This is a genomic window from Saccharothrix sp. CCNWYY140 (assembly GCF_037401995.1).
GTDB lineage: Bacteria > Actinomycetota > Actinomycetes > Mycobacteriales > Pseudonocardiaceae > Actinosynnema.
Window position 1 is genome coordinate 66,619 of record NZ_JBBEGC010000024.1, and the last position, 18,031, is coordinate 84,649.

The following is an 18,031-nucleotide window of genomic DNA, read 5'->3' on the forward strand; positions in this document are numbered from 1 at the left end:
GGTCGTCAGGGCAGCGGCGGGGCCTCGTGGGTGCGCTCGTAGTCGCTCAGGATCGCGATCCGGCGCGCGTGGCGGGGCTGGCCGGAGAACGGGGTCGCGAGGAACGCCTCGACGATCTCGACCGCCTCCTCGGTGGTGTGCATCCGCGCGCCCAGGCCGATGAGCTGGGCGTCGTTGTGCTCACGGCAGAGCTTCGCCGTCTCCACGCTGTAGGCCAGGGCGGCGCGGGCGCCGGGCACCTTGTTGGCCGCGATCTGCTCGCCGTTGCCGGAGCCGCCGATCACCACGCCCAGGCTGCCCTCGTCGGCCACCACGCGGCGGGCCGCGTCGATGCAGAACGGCGGGTAGTCGTCCTCGGCGTCGTACTCGGCCGGACCGACGTCCACCACGTCGTGGCCGGCCGCGGTCAGGTGCTTCGCGAGGTGGGCCTTCAGCTCGAAGCCCGCATGGTCGGATCCCAGGTAAACGCGCACGTCCCGGGAGTCTGCCATCCTTGGGCGGGTGTTCGGACAAGAGGGTTCCCAGCTCAGGCTGGAGTGGGGCGACGAGGGCGTCACGGCGCTCGGCGGGCTGTGCGCCGTGCTCGTGATCGTCGACGTGCTGTCCTTCAGCACCGCCGCCGACGTCGTCGTGGGCCGGGGTGGCGCCGTGCGCCCGGTGCGCTGGACCGATCGGGAACGGGCCGCCCGCCCCGCGGACCCGACCTGGTCGCTGCGCCCGTCGTCGCTGGTGGAGATCCCGGCCGGCACGCTGCTGGAACTGCCGTCCCCGAACGGCGCCACGCTGTGCGACCTGGCCGCGGCGACCGGGTCGGTGGTGCTGGCGGGGTGCCTGCGCAACGCGCGGGCCGTGGCGCTCGCGGCCCGGGAGCTGGCGCTGGGCGGACCGATCGGCGTCGTGCCGGCGGGCGAGCGGTGGGGCGTGGACGTCAACAGCCCGAAGACCGCCCACCGCGGCCCGCTGCGGCCGGCGGTGGAGGACCTGCTGGGCGCGGGCGCGGTGATGGCGTCGCTGCTGGGGTACGGCGCGGCGTCGGTCGAGGCGTGCATCGCGGCCGAGATGTTCGCGCGGGCGCCGGTGGATGACGTCATGGCCGGTTGTGTGTCCGGGCGGGAACTCGTCGCGGCGGGTCACGCGGGGGACGTCGAGCTGGCGTCGCAGGTCAACGTGAGCACCGCCGTGCCCCGGCTGGTGGACGGCGTCCTGCGGGCTTGATCAGGTGTTGCGGCCGATCCACGCGGCCAGTTCCACGCGGTTGGTCACGCCGGCCCGGGTGAAGATCGCGGTCAGGTGGTTCTCCACCGTCGACACCGACAGGTGCAGCCGGGCCGCGATGACGTGGTTGGCGTGGCCGGCGGCGACCAGCAGGGCGATCTCCCGCTGCCGGGTCGTCAGGTCCGCGAGCGCCGCCCTCCGGAACGGCGGGCGGAGGGCCAGCTCGTGGACCGACTCGCGGTCGAGGGTCGTGCCGCGCTTGAAGGCGGCCTGGAAGCGGTCGTCGCCCAGGAGGTCGGCGACGGTGTTCTTGGCCTTGTCCCGTTGTCGGCCGAACGGGAGCAGGCCGCCGATCGACACGCCGGTCGCCTGCTGGAGGCCCACGGCCGCGCCCAGCAGTTCCGCCGTCGACTCCAGGACGCCCGAGGCCGAGGTGTCCCGCTCGGCCACCGCCGCCAACGCCCAGGCGATCGCCTCGCAGGACCAGGTGCTGCCCCACTGCTCCCGCAGCTCGACCTGGGTCTCCAGGCTCTCGCGGAACCAGGCCACGGCCTGCGCCGGGTCGCCGTGCCGGAGCGGGACCAGGCCGCACGCCCACCCGGCCCAGCTCACCGCCCAGGTCGCGCCGGCGGCCTCGGCGTCGGCGAGGCAGTCCTCGGTGGCGGCCGTGCCGGCGGCCTCGTCGCCGTGGAAGCCGGCCGCCAGGGCCCGGATGAGCTTGAACTGGCCCCGGTCGCCCGGGGTGTCCGCCAGCTCCACGGCCCGGTCCAGCAGGTGGATGCCGCGCGGGTCGTCGGCGGCGAGGGTGGCGCACGCGCCTTCCAGGAAGACCACCGGGGCCACCTCGGCCGGCCCGACCAGTTCGCGGCAGTGGGCGAGGGCGGCGAGAGCGGCGCCCTGGGAGCCCTGGCAGAGGGCGATCCAGCCCAGGGCCGCGGTCGCGCCGACGCGCTCGGGGGACGGGCGGACCGGCGCCAGGTCCAGGAGGGTGGACAGCCACGTGCGGAACTCGCCGAGCAGGGCGTGGAAGAACTGCACGCGCAGGCGGGACAGGTCCGTCAGCAGGCCCAGGCCCAGTTCGGCGCGGTCGGGGCTGGTGGTGCAGTGGTTGAGGGCGGCGCGGAAGTTGGGCATCTCGTCGTGGGCCGCGCGCAGCAGGGCGACCTCGTCCGGCGAGTACCAGTCGGCGGCGTAGCGGGCGGCGAGAGCGCGGAAGTACCTGCTGTGGGCGTCGCGGACGTGGTCCTGCTCGCCCAGGCCGGCCAGGCGGCGGCGACCGTGTTCGCGGATCGGCTGGAGTTGGTGGTAGCGGCCGTCGCGGCCCGCGTTGACCAGGGACTTCGCCACCAGGTCCGCCAGCAGGTCCACCACGTCGTGCCGGGCCATGCCGTCGCCGGAGCAGACCTCCTCCACGGCGTGCAGCGAGAACCCGCCCGCGAACACGGAGATGCGCGCCAGCAGCCGCTGCTGCTCGGGTGAGCACAGGGCGTAGGACCAGTCGAGGGTCTGCTCCAGCGTGCGGTGGTGGCTGCGGACGCGGCGGGTCCGGGTGGTGAGCAGGCGACCCCCGTCCAGGCGGTCCAGGACGTCCCGCGGGGACATGCCGCCGCCCAGCCGCACCGCGATCAGCTCCAGCACCAGCGGCAGCCCGCTGGACCACTCGACCAGCTCGGCCAGCGCGGCCCGGTCGCCCGAGGGGGTGACGTGGTGGCCGGCGGTCTCGGCCCGACGCAGCAGCAGGCGCATGGCGTCGGAGTCGGCCCCGCCGTCGAGCGACAGCGGCGGCACGACCACGGTCCGCTCCCCCGCGATGCCCAGGTGGTGGCGGCTGGTGGCCAGCACGCGCACGGCCGGCGCCTCCTCCAGCAGCACCGCGCACAGGTCGCCCGCCGCCTCGGCCAGGTGCTCGCAGTTGTCCAGCACCAGCAACAGCTCGCGGTCCCGGAGGTGGTCGACCAGCACGTCCACCGGGTCCGCGCTGGACTGGTCGGTGATGCCCACCGCGTGCACGACCGCCCGGTGCAGCTCCTCGGCCCGGGTCGCGTCACCCAGCCGGGCCACCGCCACGTCGCCGTCGTGCCGGTCGCGGTGCCGGCGGGCCACCTCCAGCGCGAGCACGGTCTTGCCGACACCGCCCGGACCGGCCAGCGTCACCACGCGGTCCGGGCCGAGCAGGTGGTCGGCGGTCTCCGCGACCAGCGCGTCCCGGCCGACCAGCTCGGTCACGGGTGCGGGCAGTCCGGTCCGCGTCCGTCCTGTCGTCATCGTCCCCCCACCGCCTCCCAGGAGGCCGACCCCGGAGCTTAGGGGAACCCCCCGGGTCGAGGACTGCGGAGTTCCCGGGTACCGACCGGCGTGCCGGGACGGGAGAGTGGTGGGCGTTCCTCTCCCGAGGACAACGCACGGTCGTGCACCCGGTGACTGGCTCTCCCCAGCGCTCTGCCCGGCGCACGGCCGAAGGGGGGCTGTCATCGGGGTCCACCGCGGGCCGTCCCAACCCGCCGGACCCCGATCGACACATCACCGCTGGACGGACTTGACCTCGGTGAACTCGTCCAGCCCGAACCGCCCGAACTCGCGCCCGTTGCCGGACTGCCGGTAGCCGCCGAAGGGCGCGCTGGTGTTGAACGCGGCCCCGTTGACGTCCACCTGACCGGTGCGCAAACGCTTGGCCACGGCCAGCGCGCGGTCGGTGTCGGCGGAGAACACCGCGCCGCCCAGGCCGTAGACGGTGCTGTTCGCGATCCGCACGGCGTCGTCCTCGTCGGCGTACGGCATGACCGACAGGACCGGCCCGAAGATCTCCTCCTGCGCGATCGCCATGTCCGGCGTGACCCCGCCGAACACCGTCGGCGTCACGTAGAAGCCGCGTGAGGTGGGCGCGGAAGGACCGCCCTGGGCCAGGGTCGCGCCCTCCTCGACACCGCGCCGGATGTAGCCGACGACCCGGTCGCGCTGGGCGGCCGACACCGCCGGACCGAGGCGGGTGGTGGCCAGCGCCGGGGCACCCGGCTCGTACTTGGCGGCAGCGGCGGCGGCGATCGCCACGGCCTCGTCGTGCCGCGAGGCGGGCACCAGCAGCCGGGTCCACGCGCTGCACGCCTGGCCGTTGTTCATGAACGCGTTGGCCACGCCGATCTTCACCGCGCGGCCCAGGTCGGCGTCGTCGAGCACGAGGTTGGCGGACTTGCCGCCCAGTTCCAGCGCCACCCGCTTGACCGTCTCGGCGGCCAGGGCGGCGACCCGCCGACCGGCCCGCGTGGACCCGGTGAACGACACCATGTCCACCAGCGGGTGCGCGGCCAGCGCCTCGCCCACCACCGGCCCAGTGCCGTGGACCAGCGAGAACACGCCGTCCGGCACGCCCGCCGCGCGCAGCACCTCGGCCAGCAGGTCCGCGGTGAACGGCGCCAGCTCGCTCGGCTTGAGCACGACCGCGCTGCCCGCGGCCAGCGCCGGCACGACCTTGGCGACCATCTGCTGGAGCGGGAAGTTCCACGGCGTGATCGCGCCGACCACGCCGACCGGCTCGCGCAGCACCAGCGAGTTGCCGATCTCCTCGCCCGCGAAGTAGCCGTCGTCCAGCGCGTCGGCCACGCCCCGCGCGATCCCGATCGGGTTGGGGACCTGCACCTTCCGGGCGAACGTGATGGGCGTGCCCATCTCGGTGGTCATGGTCGAGGCCAGCTCGTCGGCCCGCGCCTCCAGCTCGTCGGCGATCCGCCGCACGAGCTTCGCGCGCTCCTCGACCGGAGTCCCCGACCACTCCTCGAAAGCGGCGGATGCCCTGGTCACGGCCTTGTCCACGTCGTCCGGGGTGCCGGGGCGGACGGTGCCGACGACCTCTTCGGTGGCCGGGTTCACGACCTCGATCATGACGCTCCTGTGACACTCTGAGGCGATTTCTGCCCCAGAGTGTCACATCGGCCGGGTCAGGAGAAGTCCAGGTCCCCGGTCCGGGTGCGCTTGAGCTCGAAGAACTTCGGGAAGCTCGCCAGCGCCACGGCGCCGTCGAACAGCTTCAGGGCGTCCTCGCCGCGCGGGATGGCGGTCAGCACCGGGCCGAAGAACGCCACGCCGTCGATGTGGATGGTCGGCGTGCCGACGTCCTCGCCCACCGGGTCCATGCCGCGGTGGTGGCTGGCCTTGAGCTCCTCGTCGTAGTCGGTCGAGTGGGCGGCCTCGGCCAGCTCGGCGGGCAGGCCGACCTCCTCCAGCGCCTGCTTGACGACGACGTCGTAGTCGGAGTTGCCCCCGTTGTGGATGCGGGTGCCCAGCGCGGTGTACAGGTCGCGCAGGACCTCGTCGCCGTGGTGCTTGGCGGCGGCGATGGCCACCCGCACCGGACCCCACGCCTTGTCCAGCAGCTTGCGGTACCCGGCGTCCACGTCCCGACCCGAGTTGAGCACCGAGAGGCTCATCACCCGGAAGTTCAGGTCCAGGTCGCGCTGCTTCTCGACCTCCAGGATCCACCGGGACGTGATCCACGCGAAGGGGCAGACCGGGTCGAAGTAGAAGTCGACCTTGGTGGGTGCCGACATGGGGGTGTCTCCTCATCAGTGCTCGTGCGGCGGTCCGCCGCGGCGGCGTCCGCAAGGTCCAACCCGCGAACCCGACGGAGTCTTCCCTCGGACGCCAGTCCACTTCTCCCGGTCCCACGTGATTGGATGCGACTGTCGTGTTCACCGACACGACACTTCTCCCCGTTCCGACGAGGTCGGCGCCCGGCAGACGAGGGCGTCGGCAGACGAGGTGACCAGTGGCGGCACCCAACCTGACCCGCGACCAGGCGCAGCAGAGGGCTGCGCTGCTGGAAGTCGACTCCTACCGGATCGAGCTGGACCTGACCGACGGCGGCGGCAAGCCCGGCTCGGAGGTGTTCCGCTCGACCACGACGGTCGCCTTCCGCAGCCGCACCCCCGGCGCGTCGACGTGGGTCGACATCGTGGCCGCCACCGTGCACCGCGCCGTCCTCAACGGGGTCGAGCTGGACGTGTCCGGCTACCGCGAGGAGGACGGCATCGCGCTGGCCGACCTGCGGGAGGTCAACGAGCTGACCGTCGAGGCCGACTGCCGGTACATGAACACCGGCGAGGGCCTGCACCGGTTCGTCGACCCGGTGGACGGCGGCGTCTACCTGTACTCGCAGTTCGAGACGGCCGACGCGAAGCGCATGTTCGCCTGCTTCGACCAGCCGGACCTCAAGAGCGTCTACACCATGACCGTCACCGCGCCGACGGACTGGAAGGTCATGTCCAACGCGCCGATCGAGTCCACTGTGGACGGCGTCGGCGGCGCGGACCGGCACGTCTTCGAGACCACCAAGCCGATGTCGACCTACCTGGTCGCGCTGGTCGCGGGTCCCTACGCCGAGTGGCGCGACGAATACACCGACGGCGAGACCACGATCCCGCTGGGCATCTACTGCCGCGCCTCGCTGGCCGAGCACATGGACGCCGAGCGGCTGTTCACCGAGACCAAGCAGGGTTTCGGCTTCTACCACAAGGCGTTCGGGGTCAAGTACCCGTTCGGCAAGTACGACCAGTGCTTCGTGCCGGAGTTCAACGCGGGCGCGATGGAGAACGCCGGCTGCGTGACCTTCCTGGAGGACTACGTCTTCCGCAGCCGCGTCACGCGCTACCTCTACGAGCGGCGCGCGGAGACCGTGCTGCACGAGATGGCGCACATGTGGTTCGGCGACCTCGTCACCATGCGGTGGTGGGACGACCTGTGGCTCAACGAGTCCTTCGCCACCTGGGCGTCGGTGCTGGCGCAGGCCGAGGCCACCGAGTACCGGCAGGCGTGGACGACGTTCGCCAAGATCGAGAAGTCCTGGGCGTACCGGCAGGACCAGCTGCCCTCGACCCACCCGGTCGCCTCCGACATCCCGGACCTCCAGGCGGTCGAGGTCAACTTCGACGGCATCACCTACGCCAAGGGCGCCTCGGTGCTCAAGCAGCTCGTGGCGTACGTGGGCCTGGAGAACTTCCTCGCGGGCCTGCGGGTGTACTTCGGCAAGCACGCGTGGGGCAACGCGACCCTGGCGGACCTGCTGTCGGCCCTGGAGGAGGCGTCCGGGCGGGACCTGTCGTGGTGGAGCGCGCAGTGGCTGGAGACCACCGGCCTGAACCTGCTGCGCCCCAAGTTCTCCGTGGACGCGGACGGGAAGTTCACCGAGTTCGCCGTGTTGCAGGGCGGTGCCCGGCCGGGCGCCGGCGAGCTGCGCACGCACCGGTTGGCGATCGGCGTCTACGACTCCGACGAGTCCGGGAAGCTGGTCCGCACCCACCGGGTCGAGCTGGACGTGGACGGCGAGCGCACCGAGGTGCCGGAGCTGGTCGGGGTGCCGCGCGGCAAGCTCGTGCTGGTCAACGACGACGACCTGACCTACTGCACCATGCGGCTGGACAGCGACTCGCTGGCGTCCCTGATCGACCACATCTCCGACATCGCCGAGCCGCTGCCGCGGACGCTGTGCTGGTCGGCGGCGTGGGAGATGACCCGCGAGGCCGAGCTGAAGGCGCGCGACTTCGTCAACCTGGTGCTGGGCGGGCTGCACGCGGAGACCGAGGTCGGCGTGGTGCAGCGGCTGCTGCTCCAGGCCCAGACCGCGCTGTCGTCCTACGCGGACGCGTCGTGGCGGGACGAGGGCTGGCGGCGGTTCACGGCGAAGACGCTGGAGTTGGCACGGTCCGCCGAGCCGGGGTCGGACCACCAGCTGGCGTTCGTCAACGCGCTGGCGGGTTCGGTGCTGGACGCGGCCCAGCTGGAGGTCCTGCGCGGCTGGTACGAGGGCACCGACGTGCTGCCGGGCCTGGACGTGGACACCGACCTGCGCTGGCGGCTGCTGTCCGCGCTGGTCGCGCACGGCGCCGCGGACCTGCCGGAGATCGCCGCGGAGGAGGAACGCGACCCCACCGCGACCGGCCGCCGCCGCGCCGAGTCCGCCCGCGCCCTGCGCCCGACCCTGGCGGCGAAGGAAGAGGCCTGGGACCGCGCGGTGAACGACGACGAGCTGCCGAACGCGGTCAGCGAGGCGGTCATCGGCGGCATCCAGCACCCGGGCCAGAAGGAGCTGCTCCAGCCGTTCGTGGCGCGCTACTTCGCCGACGTGGCCGACGTGTGGGAGCGGCGGTCGTCGGAGCGGGCGCAGTCGATGGTGATCGGGCTGTTCCCGTCGTGGTCCATCGCGCAGGAGACGGTGGCGGCGGCGGACACCTGGCTGGCCGAGGAACGGCCCCCGGCGCTGCGGCGCTTGGTGTCGGAGGGTCGCGCGGGCATCGTGCGCGCCCTGGCGGCCCAGGAGTTCGACCGGTCCTGATCAGCGGGTTCGGACGCGGGTGGCACAGCTCGACGCCACCCGCGTCTTACATTCCGTAGTACACTCTGTCGTATGGGCACGATCACATTCCGGCCAGACGCCGAGACCGAGCGGGCACTGGACGAACTGACCGCCGGTGGGCAGAGTGCTTCCGCCGCGATCCGCGAGGCGTTGCTGCTGGCCGCCCGGGTGCGGCGGGAGGAGCAGTTGCGCGAAGAGGCTCTGGCGCTGGCCGCTGACGCCTCCGACACCGCCGAGGCGCGTGCGGTGCTGACCGACATGGAGTCCCTGCGTGCGTGGTGAGGTCTACCGGCTGCGTGCACCCAGGGACGCTCGCGGCCATGAACAGCAGGGTGCCCGGTACGCGGTGGTGGTGCAATCGAGTGCGTTGCCGTTGAGCACGTGGCTGGTGGCGCCGACGTCCGCCTCCGCCCGAGCGGCGTCGTTCCGGCCCGAGGTCGAGGTGAACGGGCAACGGACCAGGGTCTTGGTGGAGCAGACGGCCGCCGTCGACCCACAGCGACTCGGCGACCTCGTCGGGCGGCTCTTGCTGCACGAGATGACCGAGGTCGATGCCGCGTTGCGGGTCGTGCTCGACCTGTGAGACGACGAAGGCCGCGCCCCCGGAGCGGGGGCGCGGCCTTCGTGCGAGTCGGTTCAGGAGCGCGGAGCGCTGCCGGCCTGGTCGGTGAGCATGCGGAGGCCGCTGAGCAGGCCGCCGGCGATGTCGCCCTCCTTGAAGGAGGCCACCATGCTCATCACCGCGAGCTTGGCGCCGCGGTCCGCGAGGCGGCGGTGGGACTCCTCGCCGGTCACGATCTCGACCGCGCGCTCGCCCGGGGACACGGCCACCAGCACCGCGTGGGACGGGCGCGGGGTGCCCGCGTGCAGCTCCTCGGCGCGGGCGCGGGTGTCGGAGCCGAGTTCGCCCAGGTACACGCTGAAGTCCAGGCCCGTGGTGCGGCTGGCCAGGGTCAGCGCCTCGTCCAGGCTCGCCAGCTGCACCGGCGTGAACGGCAGGCTGGGCGGGTGCGGCTCGTACATCTTCGCCGCGGACACCCGCCCGCTGTTGGTCACGACCGCGCCCACCGGCAGGGTGGAAGGGTCGACCTTGGCGACGTGACTACCAGTTGCCACGGGCACCTCCCCTTGCGGTCGGGCCCGACGCCGGGCTCGACTCGACGTGGTGGTCAGCGTTCAGCCCCGCGGGGTTCGCGCTCCACCACACGGGCGCGTAGTTCCACTCCTGGCCCGGGCGGTACCGCGGGATGCGGGTGGCCTTCGGCCTCAGCGTCAGTAGCGTGATCACGCCGTAGATGGCCAGCGGGATCAGCGCGAAGACGAGCACGGTCTCCACGATGGTCACGGCGGTTACGGTAACCGATCGACCCGGTCACGTCCGGGCGAGGGGGCGTGCGACGGCCACCGCCGTCAGCACGACCGCCCCGCCCGCCACCAGGTACACCGTCCCCAGGCTCGTCGCGGCGGCCAGCGGACCGGCCAGACCGGCCCCGATCGGCGACAGCCCCCACGCCAGCACCCGGTACGCACTGGTCACCCGACCCATCATCGGCACGGGCGTCAACCGCTGCCGCCGGGTCGCGGACAGCACGTTCCACCCGGCCGACGCGAGCCCGAAGCAGAACGCCGCCAGGACCGCCACGGGCACCCAAGGCACCCCGCCGAACACCGCGAACGCCACCCCGAGCAACGCCAGCGCGCCCACCATGACCGGGGCGCCGCCCAGCCGGGCCGCCAGCCGCGGGCTCAGCCGCGCCCCCGACAGCGCGCCCAGCGACATCACCACCACCAGCCACGGCACCCACGCCTCGGGCAGCCCCAGCACGGTGATCGAGTACAGCGCCAGCATCGCGTTGACCGCCGCCGCGCACACCGCCGAGATGCCCACCGCGAGCACCAGCACCCGCAGGCCGGGGTCGCGGAACAGGAACGCCACGCCCTCGGTGAGCTGCCCGCGCAACGACCCGGACCGCCGCTCGTGCCGCGCCACCTCTGGCACCCGTGCCACGAGCGCCCCGGCCACCACGAACGTGAGCGCGTCCAGGGCGAAGCACGCGGCCGGGTGCCACCAGAACAGCAGGCTGGCCGCGAGCGGGCCGACCAGGTCCATGCCGACGGTCTCAGCGGTCACGAACCGGCTGTTGGCGGCCTCCAGGTCGGCGGACCCGGCCAACTCCACGAGCAGCACCTGCGACGCGCTGTCGGCGAACGTCTCCGCACTGGTGAGCAGGAACCCGATCGCGCACAGCACCGCGACCTCGGCCCTGTCCGTGAACACGGCCCACGCCAGAAGCCCCGTTACCAGAGCTCGGAAGGCGTGGGCGACCGCGACCACGAGCCGTGGCCGCCACCGGTCCACCAGGACACCCGCCGGGAGGGCCACCACCAGCCACGGGAGCACCACGGAGACGGCCACCGCGGACGCTGCGAGGGGGCTGCGCGTGCTCACCGCGGTGTAGAGCGGGAGGGCGACGGTGCGGACCCCGTCACCGACCAGGGAGGTGACCCACGCGCCCGTCAGCAGGCGGAACGCCGGCGTGTGGACGCCCTGGACACCGATCGACCGTTCCACGCGCGCTGACCCGTCTGTGATCTGGACGACTCTTGACCAGACCTCACGTTACGCACGGTGTCCACAGTGGCGGAACGTAGTAACCGAACGGTTCTACTGTCGCAGTGAGTACACCCGTCCGGACTTCGCCCGGAAGGAGGCGAATGGCGGCCGGTTTGGCGTCTTGTCCTCCGCCCACTCGGCTTCTAGCTTTTCACCTGTACGGGTCTTGCGCATCCGTTTCCGGATACTAATTCCCGCCCGATGAGTCTCGGAGGACACGACATGTACACCACGAGCCGCGCCCAGGTTGCCGCCCTCACCCTTTCGTCGTACACCCAAATGGACGAGTCGGTTACGCCTGTTCAGCTCCCCAGCGTGACCTCCAAGTCGGTGCGCATCACCGGGCGGGACTCCGTTCGCATCACCTCGCGGGACTCCGTTCGGATTACGGCGCGGGACTCGGTTCGGATCACGGCGCGGGACTCCGTGCGGATCACCGCGCTGCTCGACTCGGTGCGCATCACGGCTCGGGACAGCGTCCGGATCACCGCCTCGGTGCGGATCACGGCCCGGGACAGCGTCCGGATCACCGCACGGGACTCCGTCCGGATCACCGCCCGCGACAGCGTCCGCATCACCGCACGGGACAGCGTGCGCATCACGGCTCGGGACTCGGTCCGGATCACCGCGCGGGACTCGGTGCGCATCACGGCGCGCGACAGCGTCCGCATCACCGCCACCCAGGACGACCTGGGCCTCGCCGCCTGACCCGACCCCGGACTACGCCGCCGGCTCGCCCAGGTAGGGCAGCCACAGCGGATCGGCCTCGGTCACGCCCGCCAGCAGCCGCCAGTGCGGCCCGCGCGGCGCGGCCGGCACGACCCGGAGCCGCCAGCCCAGTTCGGACAGCAGCTTGTCGGCCTTGCGGTGGTTGCACTTGGCGCAACAGGCCACGCAGTTGGTCCACGAGTGCGCCCCACCACGACTGCGGGGCACCACGTGGTCGATCGTCTCGGCGCGTCCGCCGCAGTACGCGCAGCGGTACCGGTCGCGGTGCATGAGACCGGCCCGCGTGAGGGGCACCCGCCCCCGGTACGGCACGCGCACGTAGTTGCTCAACCTGATCACTGACGGTACGACGACCTCGGACGTGGAGGAATGGACGACGGCGCCCGCCGGGTCGCCGTGCACCACCTCCGCCTTGCCGCACACCACCAGCACCACCGCGCGCCGCAGCGGCAGCGCGGTCAGGGGCTCGAAGGTGGCGTTGAGCAGCAGGACCTTGCGTCTTCCCCAGGGGAAGGTCTTGGGCGCCGGACCGGCCCCTTCCCCGTCGACCACGGCGTGCACGACTGCCGCCTGTTTTTGGCCGGACGGGGCCAACGACGCGATCCCGGCGTTCACCAGGGCGCCGATCGGGGTGGGTTGTCGGTCTGGCACGCGACCACCTCCACCGGTTCAGCCATAGCAGACCACACTTCACCCCCAAAAATCACGTGTGATACGTGACGCGTCATGGAGCCGAGATCAAAGCTTCGGTGAACGGCGGAGCCCCGAAGTGCCCTGGAGCGGGGCTGGTGCCGTGCCTGGGCCGTGCTCGCGGAGGGCCGGCGTTCGACTCGCGGAAGGCCCCGAGTGGGGCTATCGCACATGGTTTTCATCCCGCGCTAACCTCGGCGAGGTGACGCACCCCTCACCCGCGGCGCTGCCCGCGACCATCGCCTACCCCGCCGCGGAGCGCCTCGACCTGGTCGAACGGCTGCACGGGCACCCGGTGCCCGACCCCTACCGCTGGCTGGAGGACCCGACCGACCCGCGCACGACCGAGTGGTCCGCGGCCCAGGACGCCCTCGCCCGCGCCCACCTCGACGCCCAACCCGGCCGCGAAGCCCTCGCTGAACGGCTCGCCGAGCTCATGCGTACGGGTTCAGTGGGCACGCCGGTGTGGCGGGCCGGGCGGGCGTTCTACACCCGGCGCGGGCCGGAGCAGGACTTCCCCGTCCTCTACGTGCTGGAGAACGGGGAGGAACGCGTGCTGCTCGACGTCACCACGCTGGACCCGTCCGGCCGCACGACCCTGGACCGCTGGTCACCCTCCCTGGAGGGCACGCGGCTGGCCTACCAGGTCTCCGTCGGCGGCGACGAGCACTCCCTGCTGCACGTCCTGGACGTGGCCACCGGCGAGCTGGTCGAGGGACCGATCGACCGGTGCCGCTACTCCCCCGTCGGCTGGCTGCCCGGCGGCGAGGAGTTCTTCTACGTGCGCCGCGTCGATCCCGAGCTGGTCCCGGAGGACGAGCGGCAGTTCCACCGGCGGGTCTGGCGGCACCGCGTCGGCACCGACCCCGCGCAGGACGTGAACGTCCACGGCGACGGCCTGGACCACACCTACTACTACGGCCTGTCGCTCACCGACGACGGGCGGTGGCTGGTCGTCAACGGCGCGCCCGGCACGGTCCGGCGGGACTCGGTGTGGATCGCCGACCTGCACGGCGACGGCGAGCTGCGCGAGGTGATCTCGGCCGACGCGGGCGCGCAGTGCTCGGCGTGGGTCGAGGGCGACCGGCTCTACCTGCGCACCAGCCTCGACGCCCCGCGCTTCCGGCTGTGCGTGGCCTCCCCGGAGCGGCCGACCGAGTGGACCGAGCTGGTGCCCGAGCAGCCGGACTCCGTGCTGGACGGCGTGACCTGGCTGGACGGGTCGCTGGTGCTGCTGCGCACCCGGCACGCGGTGTCCGAGCTGCACCTGCACGACCCGGACGGCACGTGGCTGGGCGAGATCCCGTTGCCCGGCACCGGCTCCCTGCACGGCTGGTCCACTGTGGACGATCGGACGGACGTCGACCGGGACGTCCTGTGGTTCGGCTGGTCAGACTTCGTGACCCCGCTGTCGGTGTACCGGTTCTCGAAGTCGACCGGGGAGACCGTCCTGCACGCGGCGGCGCCGGGCGCGGTCGAGCTGCCCGAGCTGACCACCCGGCAGGTCGAGTACACCTCGCTCGACGGCACCACCGTGCGGATGTTCGTCGTGTCCGGTCAGGCGGAGCCCGACCTGCCCAGGCCCGCCCTGCTCACCGGCTACGGCGGCTTCGCGGTCGGCCAGGGACCCGGCTACCGGGCCACGGCGCTGGCGTGGGTCGAAGCGGGCGGCGTGTGGGCGCTGCCCTCGCTGCGCGGCGGCGACGAGGAGGGCGAGGAGTGGCACCGGGCCGGCATGCGCGAGCGCAAGCAGAACGTGTTCGACGACTTCCACGCGGCGGCGCTCAAGCTCGTCGCCGACGGGTGGACCTCGCCGCAGCAGCTGGCGATCATGGGCGGTTCCAACGGCGGACTGCTCGTGGGCGCGGCGCTGACCCAGCGGCCCGAGCTGTACGCGGCCGTCGTGTGCTCAGCGCCACTGCTGGACATGGTGCGGTACGAGAACTTCCTGCTCGGGCGGCTGTGGGCGGAGGAGTACGGCAGCGCGGCGGTCCCCGAGGAGCTCGCGTGGCTGCTGTCCTACTCCCCGTACCACCGCGTGCGGCCGGACGTTGAGTACCCTTCGGTGCTGTTCACGGTGTTCGAGTCGGACAGCCGCGTGGACCCCAACCACGCCCGGAAGATGTGCGCCGCGCTCCAGCACGCGACGGCGAGCGATCCGACCAAGCACCCCGTGCTCCTGCGCCGGGAGACCGAGGTGGGGCACGCGGGCCGATCGGTGAGCCGGTCGCTCGGCCTCGCCGTGGACCAGTTGACCTTCCTGGCCGGTGCGACCGGGCTGGAGTTCGCCCCGAGGTAGTCCGAGGTAGTTCAGAGGAGGAATGAGCCGGTGGTTCTGTCGGTGGACGTCGGGTCGACGCTGGCCGTCGACTGGTGGGTGGTGAACGGCCCGATCATCGCCCAAGGGGCGCTGCGGATCGCGCTCACGGTGCTCATCGCGGTCGTCGTCCGCTTCCTGCTGCGGCGGCTGATCGATCGGCTCACCCGGGGCTCGTCGGAGGGCCGCAAGCCCAAGCTGCTCAAGCCGCTGCGCGAACGCGCCCCCCAGGCCCTCAACGGGCTCGTGTCCGAGCGGCGGGAGCAGCGCGCCAAGACCATCGGCTCGGTCCTCAAGTCGGTCACCACGATCGTGGTGTTCGGCATCGCGTTCATCCAGGTCCTCACCGAGCTGGGCATGAACGTGGCGCCGATCCTGACCTCCGCCGGCATCCTCGGCGTCGCCATCGGTTTCGGCGCGCAGAACCTGGTCAAGGACTTCCTGTCCGGCATGTTCATGATGTTGGAGGACCAGTACGGCGTCGGCGACGTCGTGGACCTGGGTCCGGCGACCGGCACGGTCGAGTCGGTGGGCTTGCGCATCACCACGATCCGCGACACCAACGGCACCGTCTGGTACGTCCGCAACGGCGAGATCCTGCGCGTCGGCAACTCCTCGCAGGGCTTCGCGGTGGCCGTGGTGGACCTGCCGCTGGCGTACGGGGCCAACCTGGCGTCGGCGTCGGAGGTGCTGACGACGGCGGCCCTGGAGGCCGTGGCGGAGGAGTCGCTGGAGAAGGACACCATCGACAAGCCGCAGGTCCTGGGCGTGGAGAAGGTGACGCCCGAGGGCATCACCATGCGGGTGACGGTGAAGGTCCGGCCGGGCAGGCAGTGGGCCGTGCAGCGAGCGCTGCGGGCCAAGCTGATGCCCGCCCTGGAGGACGCCGGTATCTCCCTCAAGGCGTGAGGTGAGGCAGGATGGAAGCGTGACCAGTAGCGAGAACTTCTACGAGGCCGTGGGCGGGTACGAGACGTTCCACAAGATCGTCGCGCGCTTCTACGAGCTGGTCGCCGACGACCCGGTGCTGCGCCCGCTGTACCCGGAGGAGGACCTCGGCCCCGCCGAGGAGCGCTTCCGCCTGTTCCTCATGCAGTACTGGGGCGGCCCGCACACCTACTCCGACCAGCGGGGCCACCCGCGGCTGCGGATGCGGCACGCCCCGTTCGTGATCGGTCCCGTGGAGCGGGACGCGTGGCTGCGGTGCATGAGGGTCGCGGTGGACGAGGCCGACCTGTCGCCGCAGCACCGCGACCAGCTGTGGGCGTACCTGGACATGGCCGCGAACAGCCTCATGAACGCCTGGGTGTGATCGTCACCCAGCGCGGTCATCACCCGAACGGGGGCGGGTGAGGGCGCGGCGGGTGGCAGGATGACACCTCGTGCGACGATCCTCCGACCTCCAACCAGAGATCGCCGACGAGTCCGCCTGGTGGCGCGACGCCGTCTTCTACCAGGTCTACGTGCGCTCGTTCGCCGACTCCGACGGCGACGGCGTGGGTGACCTGGAGGGCATCCGCTCCCGGCTGGGTTACCTGGAACTGCTCGGCGTCGACGCCCTGTGGCTGACGCCCTTCTACACCTCCCCGATGGCCGACCACGGCTACGACGTGGCCGATCCCCGGGACGTCGACCCGCTGTTCGGCGACCTGGCCGCGTTCGACCGCTTGGTGGCCGAGGCGCACGAGCACAACATCCGGGTCACCGTCGACCTCGTGCCCAACCACACCAGCGACCGCCACGCGTGGTTCCAGGCGGCCCTGCGGGCCGGCCCGGGCAGCCCGGAACGGGACCGGTACTTCTTCCGTGACGGCCAGGGCTTCGACGGCTCCCAGCCCCCGAACAACTGGACCAGCGTCTTCGGCGGCTCGGCGTGGACCCGGGTCGCGGACGGGCAGTGGTACCTGCACCTGTTCGCCCCGGAGCAGCCCGACCTGAACTGGGAGCACCCGGAGGTGCCCGCGGACCTGGCCCGAACCCTGAGGTTCTGGCTGGACCGCGGTGTGGACGGCTTCCGCATCGACGTGGCACACGGCATGGCCAAGCCCTACGGCTTGCCGAACATGGACCCAAGGGCAGCCCAGGGCTCCGGCGTGATGCACGACAACGCCCTGGACCCGAGGTTCGACAACGACGCCGTGCACGACGTGCACAGGTTGATCCGCAAGGTCCTAGAGGAGTACCCGGGCCGCATGGCCGTCGGCGAGATCTGGGTCAAGGACGATGAACGCTTCGCCCGCTACATCCGCCCCGACGAACTCCACCTGGGCTTCAACTTCCGCCTGGTAGAGGCCCCCTTCGACGCGGACGCGGTACGAGCAGCGATCGAACACTCCCTGGCCGCCGTACAGCCCTACGAAACGCCCCCCACGTGGACCCTGTCCAACCACGACGTCCCCCGCCACGTGACCCGTTACGGAGATGGCGCACTGGGCACCAAGCGGGCCAGGGCAATGGCCTTGGTGGAGCTGGCACTCCCCGGCGTGGTCTACCTCTACAACGGCGAGGAACTGGGCCTACCCAACGTCGAACTCCCGGACTGGGCCCTCCAGGACCCGACCTGGCTGCGCTCAGGACACACGGAACGCGGCCGAGACGGCAGCCGAGTCCCGTTGCCCTGGGAAGGCGCCATGCCGCCGTACGGCTTCACGACAGGCGCAAGCACGTGGCTACCCCAACCAAACGAGTGGGGCGACTTGACCGCAGAGTCCCAACTGGAAGACCCGGACTCGATGCTGTCCCTGTACCGCCACGCACTGGAACTGAGGAAGTCCCACCCGGCAATCAGCGGCACCGAAGTCGAGTGGTACGGCGCCCCAGCCGGCTGCTTCGCCTTCCGCCGCAAGGGCGGCGGCCTGATCTGCGCCCTGAACACCTCAGGCGGCCCAGTGCCATTGCCGCCAGGGGAGATCCTGCTGGCCAGCGGCCCAATGGACGGCCCCCAACTACCCCCCGACACGGCGGTATGGCTGGTCTAAGCCAACGGCAGGCACGTGCTCACACCCCCGCAGCACGTGCCTGCGCCCGCAGGTCGCGCTTTTCGAAGGGCTCGCGCAGCAGACCTCCCAACTTGGGCTTCTTCCGTCATCCCCGTATGGCCTGCCCGAAGGGCTACCACACTTTC

General features: G+C 71.9%; 17 protein-coding genes. 9 read left to right on the forward strand and 8 right to left on the reverse strand.

Translation table 11 applies throughout. The annotated features are described in order from the left end of the window. Positions 1-5 precede the first annotated feature (5 nt). Complete coding sequence (locus WBN91_RS14540; RefSeq protein WP_337723549.1) at positions 6-473, reverse strand: ribose-5-phosphate isomerase; 468 nt, start codon at positions 471-473, stop codon at positions 6-8. Between the two features lie 28 nt (positions 474-501). Here WBN91_RS14540 and WBN91_RS14545 point away from each other — a divergent pair, with 28 nt between their 5' ends. Then, positions 502-1,215: a 2-phosphosulfolactate phosphatase gene (locus WBN91_RS14545; RefSeq protein ID WP_337723548.1), complete on the forward strand. Its 714-nt coding sequence runs from the start codon at positions 502-504 to the stop codon at positions 1,213-1,215. On the opposite strand, the gene WBN91_RS14550 is transcribed toward WBN91_RS14545, so the two are convergent. The 3 genes from WBN91_RS14550 to WBN91_RS14560 all read right to left on the reverse strand — a co-directional run bounded on the left by WBN91_RS14550 (position 1,216) and on the right by WBN91_RS14560 (position 5,756). Then, a complete protein-coding gene (locus WBN91_RS14550; RefSeq protein ID WP_337723547.1) occupies positions 1,216-3,480 on the reverse strand; it encodes an ATP-binding protein in 2,265 nt (754 codons plus the stop codon). A 255-nt stretch (positions 3,481-3,735) separates the two neighbouring features. Continuing rightward, positions 3,736-5,091, reverse strand: coding sequence for an aldehyde dehydrogenase family protein (locus tag WBN91_RS14555; protein WP_337723546.1), 1,356 nt, complete (start codon positions 5,089-5,091; stop codon positions 3,736-3,738). 56 nt (positions 5,092-5,147) lie between these two features. Continuing rightward, on the reverse strand, positions 5,148-5,756 hold the full coding sequence (locus WBN91_RS14560) for a mycothiol-dependent nitroreductase Rv2466c family protein (protein WP_337723545.1): 609 nt from the start codon (positions 5,754-5,756) through the stop codon (positions 5,148-5,150). 218 nt (positions 5,757-5,974) lie between these two features. Between WBN91_RS14560 and pepN the strand changes: the two genes are divergently transcribed. From pepN to WBN91_RS14575, 3 genes are all read left to right on the forward strand, one after another. Beyond that, positions 5,975-8,536: an aminopeptidase N gene (gene pepN / locus WBN91_RS14565; protein WP_337723544.1), complete on the forward strand. Its 2,562-nt coding sequence runs from the start codon at positions 5,975-5,977 to the stop codon at positions 8,534-8,536. 72 nt (positions 8,537-8,608) lie between these two features. Then, complete coding sequence (locus WBN91_RS14570) at positions 8,609-8,839, forward strand: hypothetical protein (protein ID WP_337723543.1); 231 nt, start codon at positions 8,609-8,611, stop codon at positions 8,837-8,839. Continuing rightward, positions 8,829-9,140 (forward strand): type II toxin-antitoxin system PemK/MazF family toxin, encoded by a 312-nt coding sequence (locus WBN91_RS14575; RefSeq protein WP_337723542.1) that lies wholly within the window; start codon positions 8,829-8,831, stop codon positions 9,138-9,140. The genes WBN91_RS14570 and WBN91_RS14575 overlap by 11 nt, the downstream gene beginning before the upstream one ends. Positions 9,141-9,193: 53 nt before the next feature. Here the strand turns inward: WBN91_RS14575 and WBN91_RS14580 are convergent, their stop codons facing one another. Genes WBN91_RS14580 through WBN91_RS14590 form a run of 3 tightly spaced genes read right to left on the reverse strand, consistent with a single transcriptional unit; the run spans position 9,194 to position 11,129 of the window. Then, the gene (locus WBN91_RS14580; protein WP_337723541.1) at positions 9,194-9,673 is read right to left on the reverse strand and encodes a DUF5130 family protein; all 480 of its coding nucleotides are present in this window, start codon (positions 9,671-9,673) and stop codon (positions 9,194-9,196) included. Continuing rightward, positions 9,660-9,902 carry an aa3-type cytochrome oxidase subunit CtaJ gene (gene ctaJ, locus WBN91_RS14585; protein ID WP_121222329.1) on the reverse strand — a complete coding sequence of 81 codons (243 nt, stop codon included), beginning with the start codon at positions 9,900-9,902 and terminating at the stop codon, positions 9,660-9,662. Before ctaJ ends, WBN91_RS14580 begins: the two co-directional genes overlap by 14 nt. 27 nt (positions 9,903-9,929) lie before the next feature. Continuing rightward, positions 9,930-11,129, reverse strand: a complete 1,200-nt coding sequence (locus tag WBN91_RS14590) for an MFS transporter (RefSeq protein ID WP_337723540.1) — start codon at positions 11,127-11,129, stop codon at positions 9,930-9,932. Positions 11,130-11,486: 357 nt separating this feature from the next. Between WBN91_RS14590 and WBN91_RS14595 the strand changes: the two genes are divergently transcribed. Beyond that, the gene (locus tag WBN91_RS14595) at positions 11,487-11,879 is read left to right on the forward strand and encodes a hypothetical protein (RefSeq protein WP_337723539.1); all 393 of its coding nucleotides are present in this window, start codon (positions 11,487-11,489) and stop codon (positions 11,877-11,879) included. Positions 11,880-11,891: 12 nt separating this feature from the next. On the opposite strand, the gene WBN91_RS14600 is transcribed toward WBN91_RS14595, so the two are convergent. Continuing rightward, positions 11,892-12,551: an HNH endonuclease gene (locus WBN91_RS14600; RefSeq protein ID WP_337723538.1), complete on the reverse strand. Its 660-nt coding sequence runs from the start codon at positions 12,549-12,551 to the stop codon at positions 11,892-11,894. Positions 12,552-12,792: 241 nt separating this feature from the next. Here WBN91_RS14600 and WBN91_RS14605 point away from each other — a divergent pair, with 241 nt between their 5' ends. From WBN91_RS14605 to WBN91_RS14620, 4 genes are all read left to right on the forward strand, one after another. Beyond that, positions 12,793-14,889 carry a prolyl oligopeptidase family serine peptidase gene (locus WBN91_RS14605; protein WP_337723537.1) on the forward strand — a complete coding sequence of 699 codons (2,097 nt, stop codon included), beginning with the start codon at positions 12,793-12,795 and terminating at the stop codon, positions 14,887-14,889. Between the two features lie 30 nt (positions 14,890-14,919). Next, positions 14,920-15,816: a mechanosensitive ion channel family protein gene (locus tag WBN91_RS14610; protein ID WP_443217731.1), complete on the forward strand. Its 897-nt coding sequence runs from the start codon at positions 14,920-14,922 to the stop codon at positions 15,814-15,816. Positions 15,817-15,835: 19 nt separating this feature from the next. Beyond that, the gene (locus WBN91_RS14615; RefSeq protein WP_337723536.1) at positions 15,836-16,219 is read left to right on the forward strand and encodes a globin; all 384 of its coding nucleotides are present in this window, start codon (positions 15,836-15,838) and stop codon (positions 16,217-16,219) included. A 70-nt stretch (positions 16,220-16,289) separates the two neighbouring features. Beyond that, positions 16,290-17,885, forward strand: a complete 1,596-nt coding sequence (locus tag WBN91_RS14620; RefSeq protein ID WP_337723535.1) for a glycoside hydrolase family 13 protein — start codon at positions 16,290-16,292, stop codon at positions 17,883-17,885. Positions 17,886-18,031: the final 146 nt, after the last annotated feature.

What these genes read in the sequence shown, in the direction of transcription:
- WBN91_RS14550 (WP_337723547.1), bottom strand. Translation starts at nt 3,480, where the DNA reads ATGACGACAGGACGGACGCGGACCGGACTGCCCGCACCCGTGACCGAG.
- WBN91_RS14555 (WP_337723546.1), bottom strand. Translation starts at nt 5,091, where the DNA reads ATGATCGAGGTCGTGAACCCGGCCACCGAAGAGGTCGTCGGCACCGTC.
- WBN91_RS14570 (WP_337723543.1), top strand. Translation starts at nt 8,609, where the DNA reads ATGGGCACGATCACATTCCGGCCAGACGCCGAGACCGAGCGGGCACTG.
- WBN91_RS14560 (WP_337723545.1), bottom strand. Translation starts at nt 5,756, where the DNA reads ATGTCGGCACCCACCAAGGTCGACTTCTACTTCGACCCGGTCTGCCCC.